The following is a 16,874-nucleotide window of genomic DNA, read 5'->3' on the forward strand; positions in this document are numbered from 1 at the left end:
CCGATAGACCTTATCGTTGACACCTTGGAAGTGAGTTTGCCTGCTATTCAACATGTTAAGGGTTACCCCATACCAGTTCATGTCATAGTCGAACCATGACTGTTCCCAACACCATCCCGCAAATGGTTGGATCTTCCCGTTGCTATACAAACATTGCCTGACCAATCTGTACTGCCCTATGTATTGCAGTCTTCGACATTTATAGCAGACCATTCATGAATAAGGTTTTGAGTTATGGGAAAACCATCCTTTAGATAATTGAGCTCTGCTTGTGATAGCATCCGCTTATAGGCTCTTATCCAGATTACAACACCGTCCAAGGGGCGGATGTTAGCGATAGCGGAGCCGCCCAATTTCAGCAGTAACCAGGGAGGGGGCTATTGAGTCAGCCTTCCTAGTAGACTGACTGAGAGCCATCCCAAAGTAGAATTATCCGCGTAAATCTAACTAAGATTGATGCTGCTCAATTTTCTTCTGGTGCTTTACATACTTACGTATCATGCCTGCATCAACCTCAACTGTATCTACACAGTAACCCTTCGCCCAAAAGTGATCACCCCAATATGGCCTTTTCGGAGGATAGGGGAAACGTGTAAAGACCCCCAAAGCTTAGAGATTGAGACCTTCGGTGGCACCTTAACCAGCAGATGCACATAATGTACCTGAACGTTCAGTTCCACGACACTGCATCAGAGCTGGCTGCAGTAGACTTAAATACATTTGTGAACTTCATTTGCAATCGTACCTTTCAGCGTCCTGTATCGGTACTTTGGATCCCAAATGATATGGTATTGGTAATTCCAAAGCGCATTCATAAATTTTTCAAAACAGCTCATGTCATTTCCTTTAGTTCAAATTGTGGGGGCAACTCGAACCTAGGTTTAGCATGAGCCTCCCCATTCGTAATGGGCAAAGCTAATTACTCATAACCATGTCTTTAGGACGTGGATTTATACATCACACTAAAAACTCTACGATTCAACTTTTCTCTCGAATGATCTAGGGTTTTCTTGATCACCTTAGACACCTTTGGTTCGGATAATCACTTCTACAAGATCGCCGCATTCGCAGCATATTTCGATATTGTCGTTTAACTCGCGCTTTAACCTTTAAACTCCAGTTTAGCAGCAGGTTGTTTAAGGAAATTGATGGTATATTGCATTCAATTGTACTGATGTTGCAATATTGTTGTATGAAAAATATGGGGGGTAAGAAAGCCTTGGCAGCTCAACAGTTGTGTTCTCGGCACTTGTTATGCTGTGTGTGAGTATTATGAGGCACTGTTACCCTAGAAATATCCAGCTTGAGAGATTTTGAATGCCCGCAGCAGCATAATTAGGAGTGCGGCGGGAAAGCGAGAACATAGAAGCAAACTACATACAAAATCACATCTACTGATCAACGGTACGGATCTAAAACTGCAGATTCAGGGCCAGCGCTTATAACTGAGATGCAGAGGTACCCGCAAGACCGGCGAACTTTTCGACAGAACTTAATGAAGCCGTATCAGACAGTGTGTAAAACAATAACCTTCGACAACTGTGCCGAATTCATGGACATCCTGTCGACCGCTCTTACACTAGGCTACAATGTTTATTGTGTAAAGCCACATCGTTCTTGGGAGCGCGGGTTAAACGAGAATACCAAAGGGCTGTTGAGGTATTTTTTATTGAAGGAGATGAAAATTGACAAACTTCCTAAAAGCCTGAATGACCATGCTGTATTCCGTGTTAATGCCATGCCGGACGAGAAAAAGGTTAAATTACTGGAACCCATTGGAATTTTTAACATGCAGGGATATGTCGCCATGTTGGTAATTTATTGGTAAGTGAGGGTTAAAAGATGAAGATATTAACGATTTTATTCTTGCTTCTCCTTTCAAGTTTTGGGCTTGCCTGCCCAGTTGAGAAAGCGAATATAGTTGGTGTGTATTCGTATCAATCAGGTGTGATTTTTTATCAAGAATTTCAATTATCTGAAAACGATGAATTTAATTCCTGGTTGAATAATCGTCTGGATTCATCTGGCACTTGGGGGCTAGATGTATGTACAGTTAAAATAAAATTAAGGGCTCAAAATGATATTGTAGAGTTTAAGATAATAGAGTCTACTCCAACTCAGATAACGGTAATATTTAAGGGGTATGAAACTATATCCGTTTTTAAGAAGTCGAAATAGTACTCAATGTATAGGAATTTCAAAACGCTTTAACTTATCAAGTATGCCGGTCAGGTTGGCAGGTTTCTCGGTAGCGTTAGAGGCCATTCCGGATGAGAGTAAATCAGCTCGTGAGAAGAAAAAGAACAAAATCTGGTTTCTTTTCGCCCACCTTAAATTCCAAATGGACTTATCCAGTGCATCCTCAAGGCATCTTTTTCCAGAGGGCCAGCTGTTGTTGATCGAATGAATCGGATAGGTGATTGGGAAGGTGATACCGTTATAGGCAAGGGATGTGGTGGGGCTTTGCTGACCATGGTTGAACACAAGACGTTATTTACTGTTATTGTCAGATTGACAGGTAAACGATCAGACTTGTCGGCTGAAGCAGCGGTTAGTCACATGGTGAGCTTCAAAGATAAAATCAAAACAATTACCATTCGACAATGGTCTTGAATTTGCTGGCCGTGAAACGATTGCATAAGGGTTGGAGACTGATATTTAGTTTACGCAACCATATTCATCTTGGGAGAGGGGGATTAATGAAAATACTAACGGCCTCATTAGACGGTATTTTTCAAAGGGTACCGACTTTAATAAAGTAACAGATGAGCAGGTTCAATTTATAATGGATCGCCTGAATAGAAAACCAAGAGCGAGTTGAGGTGGAAGGTCACCGAGTGAGTTATTTATGGGGCTGTAAGATGAGCTGCTTGCAGTATAAAAGGGTTGCACTTAATACTTGAAACCAAGGATATTTATTTTGCTCACCCATATTCATCCTGAGAGAGGAATCAATGAAAATACTAACGGCCTTATTCGACAGTATTTCCCAAAGGATACCGACTTTAATAAAGTAACAGACGAGCAAGTTCAATTCGTAATGGATCGCCTGAATAGTAGGCCAAGAGCGAGTAGGGTGGAAGGTTACCAATAAGTTATTTATGGCGCTACAAGATGATCTACTTACGGCATAAGGGAATCGGATTTATTGCTTGAAACCAAGGTGTATAATTTTCATTTTTTCGTATTTAATAATAAGCGTACAAAAAATTCTAAAGCAATCTTAAATGCTGGAAAAACAAAATGAACAATAAATCCAGCCACCATAGCCGTAGCAGGGCGGCCAATGTCATGGATTACTTGAGAACCTAATGGAATTGAATGAACGAACAACGTGCACACAAATATAGCAAAAATAATACCGAAAAGATATCTAATCCAATAAGACGAGTTATATATTGGATCGAATATTCCTTTTTCCATATAATGACTAATTGCAAGGACGCATGCGAAAGATGAACCCAAAGAGGCAGCGGAAAGAAGAAACAAAAGTATTACTAACAAATCTGCCCCGGATAACTCTAAAAAAATATATTTAGTTCTTGCCTCAAGGTCAATCTGAGGAGATATCCCAAAACATATAAACAGAAACAGAGAGACTACAACAACAAGCATCATATTTCTAAAAATATTCACGGACAGGAGTGTGTTGATCTGATATGGATTTTTTGTGGACTCATACATTAAGATTGCAGCTCTAGGAGTTCTAGGGTATATAATCTTAACAAGTGTGTTGTGAATTTTCATTAGCTTCCTCACTGAGTCTTTTTCGTAATTTTTTTTAAAAATATTGCTGTTGGATTCATCAATGCATTTTTGCCCATCAATAAACTGAACCCAAGATTCAATCACGTCTGGAGGTATAAGTATCCCGGAAGATAAGCATAAATTAATCATTGACTCACATTCAGTTATAAGTTTGTAGAATAATTCATGTGAAATTTTTTCTGAGGTTGGATTATGATGTCTGCTTTTCATAATTAAAAATTAAGCCTATTTGGGAGTTTTTGATCAATGAAGAATTTTCCTGGAATTAATCTAAATCGATAAAAAAGAAATTTTTTAAGCGCAAACACTTATTTTTCACGTTATAGCTCTCTGATTTTTCAACTGATGATCTCAGTAGTCTGATTTCAGACATGCAACATCTAGGTAACCGAGTATTTTTTTCTATTGGTAAGCTGGTGAAGCCTGCTAGCAAGTATAGCTTCTCAGTGTTTATTGCCAGTCCTCGATAACGGACCTTGTCATATCCAAACACCCGCTTGATGTAGTGAAAGGGGTGCTCGACCTTTGCTCTTATCTACGCCTTGATCTTTTCCTCTTTACGGAGTGCATCAGTCCCTGTAATAGTTTTTAGCTTGCTCGGCTTCATTGCTATCTACTAATCCAGCTCTCGCTCTCGCTCTTGCAACTCTTCACGCTTCTCCGCACCAATGTGCCCAGAGCCACCCCAGACTCTTCTATCCTCAATTTTCAGTAAATTTAGAGCTGTCATTGATGCATTTATTTGTAGATTGATCGCCTCTTTTCAGATTGACCGGCAGTGCGTTAGATAATTGTGCTGTTTGGCTTCTCTGAATAGAAATTCTATTTAAAACCTTGAGTTGTAATAGGCGATCAGTGTCATCGCATCATGCTCTGTATCTGTCGAATACAGCAGTACGTGACCCTTTTTTTTGCCGTTGGTAGAGCTTAGCATCACAATGTGAATAACTCTTTTCAAAAATCTGGGATAGACAACCTTTGTATATACTTCAGTCGCATCATTTAAAATACCAAGATACTCAAAACAATTCACGCCGGCAACAAAGGCAACTTTCCCATCGTATTTTCTTAGCCGTCCAGCGCCTCTGTAAACGCCTTCATATAGCTATAGCAAGTTCGCGTCAGATCGCAATTTACCAACGATGTGTAGCCCCGTTGGAATAATGGTCGAAACAAATTTCGCCTTGGTTTTGTGGTTTTTGATATTGGACATTCGAACGAAAATAGCTTTTACTGCGTCTTCCATGGGCAGATGCTGCGCCAATTAAATTTGAGAACCTTATTTTCTCAATATCTGCCCATGGTTCTTACCCATTTCATCCCTTAAAACTGTCCGAACTACTGATTTATGGGCTCCTTAGGTAGATCTCTATACCTCTAAAATTCACTCTAAACATATAGAATGTAACCTGCATTGACCTGATAAGTTATGATAATTATGAACGGAGTGAATAAGGATTAGAGTTATTGCGGAGTAGCGACAGTGCAACCCTGTATATCACATTACTTATTGTGGGGAGCTGTAATAATATCTAGAATAGAAGCCAGGGTATTTGGCGTATTCCGGCCACTAACCAGCACCCGACCTGAACGGCTGGCAATGTACTCAAGAACCGTTCTCCCCCTGGTATTCTTATATATCGCTATGCGCTGGCCCTTCTCAACAGTTTCCCCATGGTTCACTAAAATTATCATCCAGTCCCTGTCATGGTTTCGTGCGGATGTGGAACGAGCCTGACTTGCATATATCTGCTCAATACTCAGTAACCTTTGGGCCTTTCCAAAGGTTGGAGCCTCCGCTGCCCGTAAATGTTTCAATCCGCTAACAGTCAGAATAATGATAAACAGACATACTCTTTTCAATGTGATACTCCTATAAATAGTTAATTTTACGAGCAATTTTCTTCGAAATCCTTTCACTCGCTGGTATACTCCTGAACTTCATTACGCTTCTTGTATACTTTGTAATCATATTCCCATGGCGTCAACCGACTAATCTTTGGGAGAAGTACTGGATTTTTTCTTGTATGCAGTGCCAATGCAATTTATCATTATTCTTAATAAGCCTTATCTATTGTGAACCTGGTAGCATCCCAGCCATAGGGTCTAGTGTTAACAGTAGATTGCTCCATTCTGGAGTATCGTTATATTGCCCTAGGGAAAAAAGTAGCAACTGTTTTATCAACTGCTGCTACTCCAAGATCAAGGGAAGCTTCCGTAAGTCGGCTTACTAGAAGCCATCGATCGTTGTACGCTTTCAATCTTTAAGTAAATTTAAAATATTATCTCTCTATTAATCTGATAAGAGTCCTTTCAGATACATCGCTGCATTATCGGCTCGTTTGACAGCCTCACCATACGGAATGGCATAGTCTTTCGTTTCCAAATTTAAAATTTCCGTCACATAGATATTGCGTAAAGGCCTTATTTCAGTATATATAGAATCTGGATTTGGTTCTTTTATTGTCAAATCCTGAATGTCTCCCAGGGTTGTAAAATTCAGTTTGTCAATTCCATAAAGACCTTTCGGTCCATATTTGAAACCACTTTTTTTATTGCTTTGAAGGAACTTTAAATATTCCTCGACAAAATCATTGGTTGTCATTTCGTACCCTGGAGTAATATCGGGCAGTACAGTTGTCAATAGCTGCGCAACCTCCGACAGATAATCTTTTTCATTATCTGCAATAAATTCATCGTTACTCTTAATAATGCCATAATATTCCTTAACAGCATTTATTGCCTTCTGATTCCTCAATAGTAAGGGGTAGCTTTCTTTTTTAATATCGCCACCAATAAAATCATCCCCTTGATTGGCAATTAAGTAGTTTATCTTAGCGATACTATTGCTCAAATAGTACGCGAGGTAGTAAGCAAAACCTCTTCCGCGTTTTGAGCATTCATATGGCGTTTGGTCCAATTTGTCTTTCTCAAGGCATTCCTCGATAGGATCATAATTATTTGTATTCTCCCACTCAACAATATCATTGACATATTTAATTTGGTATTGATAAACGAATGGATTATTTTTAAAGTCCATAAAAAAATTGTAGACTTTTTCTGTTTCCATTGAAAAGGTAACCTGTGGCCCTACGTCGGATGTGGGATTTGGTGGGTTTTTCTTGTTATATACATTTTTTTTGGGGTTAGGATTTATGAATTCAGTCACTCGAGCTAGTGTGAACTTTGGGTTTTGATTATCGTCACCGTTGTCGCCTTTTTGTTCGTCATCACTACCCTTTTGAACTATATCAGCCACAATATACTTATAAATCTGTTGAAACTGTCCCGTTTTATCTGTGGCCTCGTTAATAGTCTTTGCATACCAATCCAAATAATTTATATACCATTGAGCCTCTAAATTTGACAATTCAAAAGGGCCCATATGTACTTCCAGATCAGTATATCCAGCGCGTGTATCACCTAGGAGTTTAATTTTTGGCGATTTACTTTCCGCGGGCCAATAAATGCCATCGCTGTTAGTCGGGGCTCCATTTGGCCAAGCATGTAAGTAATCTTCAAATTCAAATCCTATAGTTTCTTTTGCTATTAAATTATATGGCGACACGATAGATATGATAGCAATTGCCAAAGTATTACAGGCAACTGTTTTAAATTTAGACCCAAATTTCATCTTGCTATCCTCAAGTTAAATTCTAACTAAAAATTACCGAAATCGGTTATGCACAGAATGCTAAGTATGTTCTGATCATCATCAGGTATACATTAAGGGCTCTATTATCGCTATATTAAATTTGGAGTACTACTTTCGCAGTGTTTTCAGAAATACCAATGAGCAGACTGAGGCAAGGTGCCATAATAACAATACACAAACCTGGTACAAGATGGGGTAGCCTTAAGGATACCTATAGAAATTCACTAATTTCCGATAAAATAGCCTACCCTTTCTTGTGTAATGCTTTTTGCTAAGGTGCAGCCGGTTTTTTCAGTATTGATGACTGCCATCACAAGATAAATAAAACTGATCCATTGCTTATTTTGTATTAGCTGATTGATTGGGGAAATTTTTGAGCTACTTTGAAAAATAATTACAACACTTCCACGAAAGAGCAATGCAGGAAGAAAATTCTTCTTAGATTTTTACAACAACGGACATACTTGGCGATAGCGAGGGGGCTAACGGTCTTATTTGGGTCTGCCTGGTTGTTCATCTGGAATAAATGGAGTCATTTCATGAGATCTTCTGACAAAAATATGCTGGATCAAATCGACCATATTGTCGTAGTAATGCTGGAAAACCGTTCTTTCGATCATATGCTGGGTTTTTTGTACACGGACCAGAATAATCAATCACCGCTTGGGCATCCCTATGAAGGCTTAACGGGAGAAGAGGCCAACCCTGACGGTAAAGGCAATACGGTGAAAGTGTTCAAGATACCCTCTGATCAGCATCCGTACTACTGGCCTGGGGTAAATCCCGGAGAAGGGTATTACAGTACCAACAGCCAATTATTTGGCGACTATAAAACGCCGCAGGCTGGAACTGAAGCTACCAATCAGGGTTTTATCACTGACTTTGCCTTCACGCTGCAATGGAAACGTAAAGATAATGAGAAAAAGGCCAATAGATGGCCGATTGTCGAAGGCACAGAGCCCAGCGATATTATGGGAATGTATTCGCCGGAATTATTACCAGTCTTGTCTGGTCTGGCTAGATCTTACGCTGTATGTGATCACTGGTACTCCTCTGTGCCCACACAGACATTGCCCAATCGTGCATTTGTTCATATGGCAACCAGTCTTGGACGCTTGAATAATCATGACAAGAAATATAACGCTACCACCATTTTCAACCTGCTTGAGGATGCTCAGCTACAGTGGAGTCTCTATGGGTATCAAGATGACCCGATATTAACCCGTGAATCCCTGCAGGCGTTGCCTGCCAACCCGGAATACGGGAGCTTTGGCAACTTTGATGCATTCAAGCAGGCGGCCGGTAATGGATCATTGGCCAGTTACACATTTCTGACACCTGAATGGGGTTTTAGTGGTAACAGCCAGCATCCTAATTATGATGTGGCAAAGGGGGAACAGTACCTCTATAACATCTATCAGACTTTGCGAAACTCTCCCGTGTGGAATAAGACCCTGCTTATCATTACCTATGATGAGCATGGTGGTACCTATGATCATGTCGCCCCCCCTGAAAATGCAGCACAGCCTGCGGACTGTCCCGATAACGAGGGGTTCAATTTCCAGCGTTTTGGGGTGAGGGTTCCAACGGTGCTGGTCTCCCCTCTAATCGAAGCTGGGACGGTGTTTCGTGTTTCGGAGCCGGATCAGGGCTTGAACGGAAATACACCCTCTACGACGCCTTTTGATCATACCTCTATACTGGCAACATTGGAAAAACGCTTTGGTCTGTCTAGCCTGACAGCCCGAGATGCGGCAGCGCCGGATATCGGATCGGTACTGACCCGAACAACAGCTCGTGACGATTATCCTCTTCGAGGTGTGACGCCTCCAAAAACGGAAGTAGCCCCCGTGTTGGAGAACAACGGTTCTTGGGGACAGGCGAGTGAGCTGCAAAAGGCGGAAGTTGAGCTGACATCTCAATTAAGTAAGGAAGGAAATTACCACTCCCGCTCTGAGTATGACATTAACAGCGAGGATGGGGCCAAGCGCTATTCCCGATACCGCTATCACCGCCACCATGGCTAGCACCCGGATCTTTCCTTGGTAGGTAATCTATGGTTGATGAGTGATCTTTAGTGTCAAGTTTGATGCACCCCACTTCTAATTAATACATAGGTAAACCACCGCCTCTGGTGGTGAGACTCGATAGGGTGCTGCCGTTCCGGCGCGCAGAATGAAAAATATGGCCTCCATGAAGCGGCAAGTTCTATAAAGGAGGCCATATGCGAGATTGGCAGTGCCAAGCATACGTGAAACATTATAGCAGGTACACGTGGTGTGCTGGCGATAAATAGTTGAACAGAAGACCAATATTCCGTACTCCTTAAATACATACGTCCGAATTTTATAAATTATATATTTTTCAAGGGAAGCTCTTGTCATATTAGGGCTGGCCGCAGCCTGAACATGCAAAAGCATGTAGAGGGGGGGAGTCAAGCTGCGGCCAGTGGTTGGTATCTCTCTCGCATCGAACAAATAAGATTGCTAATTATTTCTTATTTATGATTCAGCAAGACAGAAAATTCAAAAACTTAATATTGATTAATTGTTAACATGGCACAAGTGAAAGACTATAAAATATTAAATATAACGCATTCTCCGTACTTTTTGCTAAATTCAGCATCACTTATAAACGGAGTAAGGTTACTCATAAATATCAATTGCTCAGTCATTTGCTCTACAGTTAAGTTAATATAAAGCTAAGATAATGTTATACGGAATTTTGAAAAACTCAAGAAAAATGCAACATAGGGAAATGAGAGAATAAATCTAGAGGCTGGCCTCTCCTGCATAAGCACACACGACTGCGTATAAAATGTGTCGTCTAACTCCCAAGGCGTGAGCATGGTGTTTTCATCGACGATCCCCCTGGCTTTATTTAATCTCTGAAGTGAGTATCTCTCTAGCTCCAGGGCTAGCACCGTACGAAAAGGTTTGCCTCTTCAAAGCATGCGCAACCGCCAATTGAGACAGCTGTGCCGGCGATAAATAGTTGAACAGAAGACCAATATTCCGTACTCCTTAAATACATACGTCCGAATTTTATAAATTATATATTTTTCAAGGGAAGCCCTTGTCATATTAGGACTGGCCGCAGCCTGAACATGCAAAAGCATGTAGAAGGGGGGAGTCAAGCTGCGGCCAGTGGTTGGTATCTATCTCGCATTGAACAAATAAGATTGCTAATTATTTCTTATTTATAATTCAGCAAGACAGAAAACTCAAAAAATTAATATTAATTAATTATTAACATGGCATAAATGAAAGACTATAAAATATTAAATATAACGCATTCTCCGTACTTTTTGCTAAATCCACCATCACTTACAAACGGAGTAAGGTTACTCATAAATATCAATTACTCAGTCATCTACTCTACGGTTAAGTTAATATAAAGCTAAGATAATGTTATACGGAATTTTGAAAGATTCAAGAAAGATGCAACATAGGGAAATGAGAGAATAAATCTAGAGGCTGGCCTCTCTGCACAAGTGCACACGGCTGCGTATAAAATATATCGTCTAACTCCCAAGGTGTGAACATGGTGTTTTCATCGACGATCCCCCAGGCTTTATTTAATCCCTGAAGTGAGTATCTTTCTAGCCCCAGGGCTAACACCGTACGAAAAGGTTTGCCTTTTCGAAGCATGCGCAACCGCCAATTGAGACAGCTGTGCCGGCGATAAATAGTTGAACAGAAGACCAATATTCCGTACTCCTTAAATACATACGTTCGAATTTTATAAATTATATTTTTCAAGGAAAGCCCTGAATAATTCCGAGTCAATTTGGCAGTATTCAGCCATACCTTAAGGCTACGATGAAATATGCACCAAGTCGCATTTTCCGAAGAAGAATATAAACTTAAGTGCCGAAAACTCGCCGAGAGATATTTCTTTCTCAGATGCATGCTCTCATCCCATGGGGGCGACTATAAGTACAAAAAGAGCCTTGTTATTCATGAGGTAAAATTGACCGACAACCGTATCCATTGTGTGTCATGCTGCACATCCATTGCATACAGTTATTTTACAAACTCAGTGATCATGCTATGGAAGATGCACTATATAAGATTGAATCTATGCGTAATTTTGCTAGGTTGACTTTAAGAGGCCCAATTTCTTACGAGACAACGATTCTTAACTTTCGGCACTTACTGGAGTTGAATCAGCTGGGCAAAACTCTTTTTTGAGGAAATCAATAAACATCTTGCTGAGAATGGCACTAAGTTTTATACACAAGTTTTTTCAGTTTTATTGTAAAAATCAATGAGTTACATTTTGCATGTTATAAGAGCTACAGATTTGGCTGGATAATTATGCAAGACTGGGTCAGGGACGAAGTGAAAAATCAGGTTATGGGTGATACACGATTGAATAAGCGCTTGTCCAATATTCTCAGTAATTTAAGTGCCGACCCAAAGAGTCGTATTCCCTGTGCAAACAAGTCTTGGACAGAAACCTTTGCAGCCTGTCGATTTATCGAAAATGATAAAGTCAGCTTTGACTCCATTATGAGTGCCCATAAATCAGCCACTCTTGAAAGAATCAAGGCTCAACCAGTTGTTCTTATCCCTCAGGATACCACTTTCCTAAATTTTGCTACCGATTTAGAAAGCAAAGAAATGGGAACACTCCGGCGCAAAGAGACTAATCAGCAGCTCCTACATACGTCTATCGCAATAACACCATCCAGAGATAATCTGGGTATTATTGAGGGTAGCATGTGGCAGCGAGATAAAGAATCTAGTGCTAATTCTCGCTATACCAAGTCGATACAAGATAAAGAGAGTCGACGTTGGCTAGACCATTATGAATCAGCTTGTGAGCATCGCAGATAGAGAGGGGGATATTCATGAGCGGTTTCAATTAGCTGAAGATCAAAATGGACAGCGGCGTGCAAGCTATATTGTTCGAGCCAAGGCTAATCGTAGTTTAGAGATCGGTGGAGAAGATACAACTTTACTTTGGGACTATATGACCAAACAAAAGCCCATCGGGAAATACTCAGTAGGTATCCCCAAAAGGAATGGAGAGCCAGAAAGGGAAGCTAAGGTCAGTGTATCCATTGCAGAAGTAAGATTGCAGGGAAAAGGAAAATCAAAACGACCTCTTTCTCTCTACGCAGTCTTTGCTAAGGAATTAAGCCCACCAGAGGGCGAAAAAGGTATTGAATGGATGCTGCTGACCGATCTTGCAGTTGAGGACTTTAAGCAAGCGAGGATCATCATTGAGTGGTATCGAAGTCGATGGGACATTGAAACCTATTTTAGAGTGGTGAAAGGCGGATGCCAGATAGAAAGTAATTGCTTTAGAACCGAGCAGCGAATGCTGAACTGTATTGCAATCTATATGATTATTGGGTGGCGTCTACACTCCATGACAACACGAGCACGAACACTTCCTGATACATCGTGTACGAATGTCTACTCTGAAAAAGAGTGACGTATGATATGGATAATGCAAGCTAAAACCTCCCCTCCAAATGAGTCTCCAAGTATGAGAGATATAACTCGTATGCTGGCAGGACTTGGAGGCTTTCTGGGGCGGAGCGGCGATGGTGAGCCCGGAGTTAAAACCGTTTGGCAGGGATACACTAAACTGCTCCATTATATGGAGGCAGCGGAGGCTTTAAATGGACTTAAGTGATGTGTATAAAACAGTGAGGTAAGGAGAAAGTTATGTCCAGACTAATCCTATCACTAGATGGTGGCGGAATTCGTGGTGCTGCTACTACTCAATTTCTTTATCATGTTGAAGAAAAATTGAATAATGACCACGGTATATCTATTCGGGATTGTATTGACTTTTATGCGGGAACAAGTACTGGAAGTATCATTGCTCTTGGTCTGGCCACAACAAATTTATCTGTAAAAGATATAAACCAATTGTTCAGTTACCAAAATGCTAAGATAATATTTACCAGAAACAGGTGGTGGTTAGAGCTGGATGGAATAAATGCCCCAAAGTATGAAGCTAAGGGCAAAACTAAGCTTTTAAAAACTAATTTTGGCAATGCCAAGATTCGTGATGTACCTGATGGCAAACATGTTCTGGCAGTCACTTATGCAATCGAGAAACGTAAACCGGAAGTTATAAAATCATCAGATTCGAAATATCGAGATCTTGACTCATATAAAGTTGCAGATGCATCCACTGCTGCACCAACTTATTTTCCTACCAGAGAAGTGGAAATAGGCGCCTCTGATGAAGAGTACTGGCTGATTGATGGTGGCGTTACAGCTAACAATCCGACTATGTGTGCAATAGCCGAGGCAAAAAGTATTTGGAGCGATTTATCCCTAGAAAACTTGCGGGTTTTATCAGTAGGTACTGGCTATCGGACTCGTAAAATTAATGGACCTGAATCCACAAAATGGGGAGCAATAAGCTGGCTTGTAAAAGGTCAGATTCTTGATGTATTAACTGATGAGCGCGTGGTTGCTTATCAGGCTATCACTATTCTCAAGCCAGGTAGTTATATCAGAGTGAATTCTGAGATGAGGCCACAACCGGGTTTATCACAACCACCTGATGATGCGATGGATGATATTAGCAAAACGAACATTAATAGATTGAAAGAAATGGGTAGTTTTTGGTTTGAGCAATATGGTAACAGTGTTATTAACTTATTACTCAATCAATACCATGGGGAATCATTAGACAGAATTGATGAAGAAAGTGGTCAACCAATTATTTATAAGCAGTAAAATGTCAGTGCTAACAAGGCGCTGTTAAGGACTGCGCTATCGCGCAGCCCCAAAGCTTAGCGCTAAGTTTTATATACAACTTTTTCATTTTTATTATAAAAATCAATGAGTTAAAGTTTACATGTTATAAGAGCTACAGATTTGGCTGGATACTTATGCAGGACTGGGTCAGGGACGAAGTGAAAAATCAGGTTATGGGTGATACACGATTGAATAAGCGCTTGTCCAATATTCTCAGTAATTTAAGTGCCGACCCAAAGAGTCGTATTCCCTGTGCAAACAAGTCTTGGACAGAAACCTTTGCAGCCTGTCGATTTATCGAAAATGATAAAGTCAGCTTTGACTCCATTATGAGTGCCCATAAATCAGCCACTCTTGAAAGAATCAAGGCTCAACCAGTTGTTCTTATCCCTCAGGATACCACTTTCCTAAATTTTGCTACCGATTTAGAAAGCAAAGAAATGGGAACACTCCGGCGCAAAGAGACTAATCAGCAGCTCCTACATACGTCTATCGCAATAACACCATCCAGAGATAATCTGGGTATTATTGAGGGTAGCATGTGGCAGCGAGATAAAGAATCTAGTGCTAATTCTCGCTATACCAAGTCGATACAAGATAAAGAGAGTCGACGTTGGCTAGACCATTATGAATCAGCTTGCGAGCATCGCAGATAGAGAGGGGGATATTCATGAGTGGTTTCAATTAGCTGAAGATCAAAATGGACAGCGGCGTGCAAGCTATATTGTTCGAGCCAAGGCTAATCGTAGTTTAGAGATCGGTGGAGAAGATACAACTTTACTTTGGGACTATATGACCAAACAAAAGCCCATCGGGAAATACTCAGTAGGTATCCCCAAAAGGAATGGAGAGCCAGAAAGGGAAGCTAAGGTCAGTGTATCCATTGCAGAAGTAAGATTGCAGGGAAAAGGAAAATCAAAACGACCTCTTTCTCTCTACGCAGTCTTTGCTAAGGAATTAAGCCCACCAGAGGGCGAAAAAGGTATTGAATGGATGCTGCTGACCGATCTTGCAGTTGAGGACTTTAAGCAAGCGAGGATCATCATTGAGTGGTATCGAAGTCGATGGGACATTGAAACCTATTTTAGAGTGGTGAAAGGCGGATGCCAGATAGAAAGTAATCGCTTTAGAACCGAGCAGCGAATGCTGAACTGTATTGCAATCTATATGATTATTGGGTGGCGTCTACACTCCATGACAACACGAGCACTTCCTGATACATCGTGTAAGAATGTCTACTCTGAAAAAGAGTGACGTATGATATGGATAATGCAAGCTAAAACCTCCCCTCCAAATGAGTCTCCAAGTATGAGAGATATAACTCGTATGCAGGCAGGACTTGGAGGCTTTCTGGGGCGGAGCGGCGATGGTGAGCCCGGAGTTAAAACCGTTTGGCAGGGATACACTAAACTGCTCCATTATATGGGGGCAGCGGAGGCTTTAAATGGACTTAAATGATGTGTATAAAACACAGCCCAGACCGTTATTCATACATTCCATCTGGCACACTCCGCCCATTACCGCGAAGTACAGGAAGAAAAGCTGAAGGGCGAGAATACTTTACCTTTACCTTTACCTTGGCCAGATAAAGGGGCCTTTCTCGAACAGGCTAACCGCATCTGTAGGGTTGTCGTATTTCACAGCTTTATAGTTGGGGTTGGATGAGAGTGAGAAATCGTTCGGGTTTCTCACGAGCAGCAATGATTCCTCATCAAAATGATTTACAGGGACGACCAGCTCATCCGCACCATAGTAGAGAAGAGCCTCCGCTTTGGGTTCCGGCACCCCTGCTTCTTTGGGTAACCGAATCTGAATATCCTTATGCGCATATACGGCGACTAGGCACGGTCCCCAGAGGAGTGAGGATTTCTTAACTTGACCCGTGGACGGCCCTTTACCATCTTTTCCAGATGAGGTGCTGGGGCCGACAACTGGATTAACATAGAAACCTATTCCCTTTCCCTTCGCATTTACAGTTCCGATAGGCTCTTCCTGAGGGCCTTGCCATAGCAAGTTTGAAACAGATTCCAGTGACGTGGCATGATAGCCGACCAGACGAAAGTCTTTAAGCTTAACGCTCAGTTTGGCAACTAGGTCAGAAAATATCTCTATTGGCATATCCCTATAGAACTGATAGGGTTCGCGGATAAGCCCGGTCTTATTGTCCCAGCCCCATTCTCCCGGCGGCCATCCCTTACTATCTTCGGGCTCTTCCCAGTCTCCATCATCAATCGCAGCGTCGACGTCCACAACAGCGTCCCACGCCTCTTCGAACTCGCATTCATCCCCATGGATAGCCTGAATCCTTTGCAGTACTTTCTCAAGCAGATCATGCTCGGCAAAATTTTTCGGCGGGAAAGGGTATTTGTTCCCTACCAGCCAGATGAGAAAATCTGAAGTGCTTCTGACGATTGTTTCTTCCTTTTCATCTTGACTTATGAGTTTAATACTAGGCATTACATCATCCTCTTTTTCAATATCAATATTGAATTCGCACTTTAGCTTTCAATTTAGTACCTGGGCGTTTAAGGAACTTGTTCGTATATTGCATTCACTTGTATTGGTGTTGCAACATTGCCGGTTGGAAAAGATGAAGGGTTAAGAAAGCCTTGGCAGTCCCGCAGTGTGTGTGCTCGGCACTTGTGTTGCTGTGAGTGAGGATTCTATTTGAGTCACTCAAGTTGAGGCGTTGAGTGGACAGGCACCGAAGTTCAACAAGA

At 41.3% G+C, this 16,874-nt stretch carries 16 protein-coding genes and 3 pseudogenes; 12 read left to right on the plus strand and 7 right to left on the minus strand.

Annotation, left to right across the window (positions count from 1 at the left end; all coding sequences use genetic code 11):
- Positions 1 to 447: 447 nt before the first annotated feature.
- Positions 448 to 836 (minus strand): annotated as a pseudogene (tnpA, locus tag BTJ40_RS06795) (IS200/IS605 family transposase).
- Positions 837 to 1,495: 659 nt separating this feature from the next.
- Between tnpA and BTJ40_RS06800 the strand changes: the two are divergent.
- On the plus strand, positions 1,496 to 1,828 hold the full coding sequence (locus BTJ40_RS06800; protein WP_157953935.1) for a hypothetical protein: 333 nt from the start codon (positions 1,496 to 1,498) through the stop codon (positions 1,826 to 1,828).
- Between the two features lie 14 nt (positions 1,829 to 1,842).
- The gene (locus BTJ40_RS06805; RefSeq protein WP_108732376.1) at positions 1,843 to 2,178 is read left to right on the plus strand and encodes a hypothetical protein; all 336 of its coding nucleotides are present in this window, start codon (positions 1,843 to 1,845) and stop codon (positions 2,176 to 2,178) included.
- Between the two features lie 3 nt (positions 2,179 to 2,181).
- Here BTJ40_RS06805 and BTJ40_RS22480 read toward each other — a convergent pair whose 3' ends face one another.
- The gene (locus BTJ40_RS22480; RefSeq protein ID WP_192879387.1) at positions 2,182 to 2,484 is read right to left on the minus strand and encodes a hypothetical protein; all 303 of its coding nucleotides are present in this window, start codon (positions 2,482 to 2,484) and stop codon (positions 2,182 to 2,184) included.
- 414 nt (positions 2,485 to 2,898) lie between these two features.
- On the opposite strand from BTJ40_RS22480, the pseudogene BTJ40_RS22725 reads away from it, so the two are divergent.
- A pseudogene (locus BTJ40_RS22725) lies at positions 2,899 to 3,134 on the plus strand (IS30 family transposase); the annotation flags it as partial.
- 40 nt (positions 3,135 to 3,174) lie between these two features.
- Here BTJ40_RS22725 and BTJ40_RS06820 read toward each other — a convergent pair.
- The 4 genes and pseudogenes from BTJ40_RS06820 to BTJ40_RS06835 all read right to left on the minus strand — a co-directional run bounded on the left by BTJ40_RS06820 (position 3,175) and on the right by BTJ40_RS06835 (position 7,402).
- Positions 3,175 to 3,978: a hypothetical protein gene (locus tag BTJ40_RS06820; protein ID WP_157953936.1), complete on the minus strand. Its 804-nt coding sequence runs from the start codon at positions 3,976 to 3,978 to the stop codon at positions 3,175 to 3,177.
- Positions 3,979 to 4,177: 199 nt separating this feature from the next.
- Positions 4,178 to 4,336: pseudogene (locus tag BTJ40_RS23075) on the minus strand (transposase); the annotation flags it as partial.
- Between the two features lie 935 nt (positions 4,337 to 5,271).
- On the minus strand, positions 5,272 to 5,631 hold the full coding sequence (locus BTJ40_RS06830; protein WP_157953938.1) for a hypothetical protein: 360 nt from the start codon (positions 5,629 to 5,631) through the stop codon (positions 5,272 to 5,274).
- A 430-nt stretch (positions 5,632 to 6,061) separates the two neighbouring features.
- A complete protein-coding gene (locus BTJ40_RS06835) occupies positions 6,062 to 7,402 on the minus strand; it encodes a hypothetical protein (protein WP_108732382.1) in 1,341 nt (446 codons plus the stop codon).
- Between the two features lie 560 nt (positions 7,403 to 7,962).
- On the opposite strand from BTJ40_RS06835, the gene BTJ40_RS06845 reads away from it, so the two are divergent.
- From BTJ40_RS06845 to BTJ40_RS06890, 9 genes are all read left to right on the plus strand, one after another.
- Positions 7,963 to 9,450: an alkaline phosphatase family protein gene (locus BTJ40_RS06845; RefSeq protein ID WP_108732384.1), complete on the plus strand. Its 1,488-nt coding sequence runs from the start codon at positions 7,963 to 7,965 to the stop codon at positions 9,448 to 9,450.
- A gap of 1,974 nt (positions 9,451 to 11,424) precedes the next feature.
- Positions 11,425 to 11,616, plus strand: a complete 192-nt coding sequence (locus BTJ40_RS23080) for a transposase (RefSeq protein ID WP_108732386.1) — start codon at positions 11,425 to 11,427, stop codon at positions 11,614 to 11,616.
- Positions 11,617 to 11,742: 126 nt separating this feature from the next.
- Positions 11,743 to 12,264, plus strand: coding sequence for a transposase DNA-binding-containing protein (locus BTJ40_RS06860; RefSeq protein ID WP_108732387.1), 522 nt, complete (start codon positions 11,743 to 11,745; stop codon positions 12,262 to 12,264).
- Entirely contained in the window at positions 12,248 to 12,868 is a 621-nt protein-coding gene (locus BTJ40_RS06865; RefSeq protein WP_157953939.1) for an IS4 family transposase, read from the plus strand. Before BTJ40_RS06860 ends, BTJ40_RS06865 begins: the two co-directional genes overlap by 17 nt.
- Before the next feature lie 15 nt (positions 12,869 to 12,883).
- Positions 12,884 to 13,072, plus strand: coding sequence for an IS4 family transposase (locus BTJ40_RS06870; RefSeq protein WP_255422902.1), 189 nt, complete (start codon positions 12,884 to 12,886; stop codon positions 13,070 to 13,072).
- Between the two features lie 32 nt (positions 13,073 to 13,104).
- The gene (locus BTJ40_RS06875) at positions 13,105 to 14,133 is read left to right on the plus strand and encodes a patatin-like phospholipase family protein (RefSeq protein ID WP_108732390.1); all 1,029 of its coding nucleotides are present in this window, start codon (positions 13,105 to 13,107) and stop codon (positions 14,131 to 14,133) included.
- Between the two features lie 155 nt (positions 14,134 to 14,288).
- The gene (locus BTJ40_RS06880) at positions 14,289 to 14,810 is read left to right on the plus strand and encodes a transposase DNA-binding-containing protein (RefSeq protein ID WP_108732387.1); all 522 of its coding nucleotides are present in this window, start codon (positions 14,289 to 14,291) and stop codon (positions 14,808 to 14,810) included.
- Positions 14,782 to 15,408 carry an IS4 family transposase gene (locus BTJ40_RS06885; protein WP_108732391.1) on the plus strand — a complete coding sequence of 209 codons (627 nt, stop codon included), beginning with the start codon at positions 14,782 to 14,784 and terminating at the stop codon, positions 15,406 to 15,408. Before BTJ40_RS06880 ends, BTJ40_RS06885 begins: the two co-directional genes overlap by 29 nt.
- A 15-nt stretch (positions 15,409 to 15,423) precedes the next feature.
- Positions 15,424 to 15,612 carry an IS4 family transposase gene (locus tag BTJ40_RS06890; RefSeq protein WP_255422903.1) on the plus strand — a complete coding sequence of 63 codons (189 nt, stop codon included), beginning with the start codon at positions 15,424 to 15,426 and terminating at the stop codon, positions 15,610 to 15,612.
- 114 nt (positions 15,613 to 15,726) lie between these two features.
- Here BTJ40_RS06890 and BTJ40_RS06895 read toward each other — a convergent pair whose 3' ends face one another.
- Positions 15,727 to 16,611 (minus strand): hypothetical protein, encoded by an 885-nt coding sequence (locus tag BTJ40_RS06895; RefSeq protein WP_108732393.1) that lies wholly within the window; start codon positions 16,609 to 16,611, stop codon positions 15,727 to 15,729.
- Positions 16,612 to 16,874: the final 263 nt, after the last annotated feature.

Origin of the sequence: Microbulbifer sp. A4B17 (assembly GCF_003076275.1) — a bacterium.
In the GTDB taxonomy this organism is placed as follows: domain Bacteria; phylum Pseudomonadota; class Gammaproteobacteria; order Pseudomonadales; family Cellvibrionaceae; genus Microbulbifer.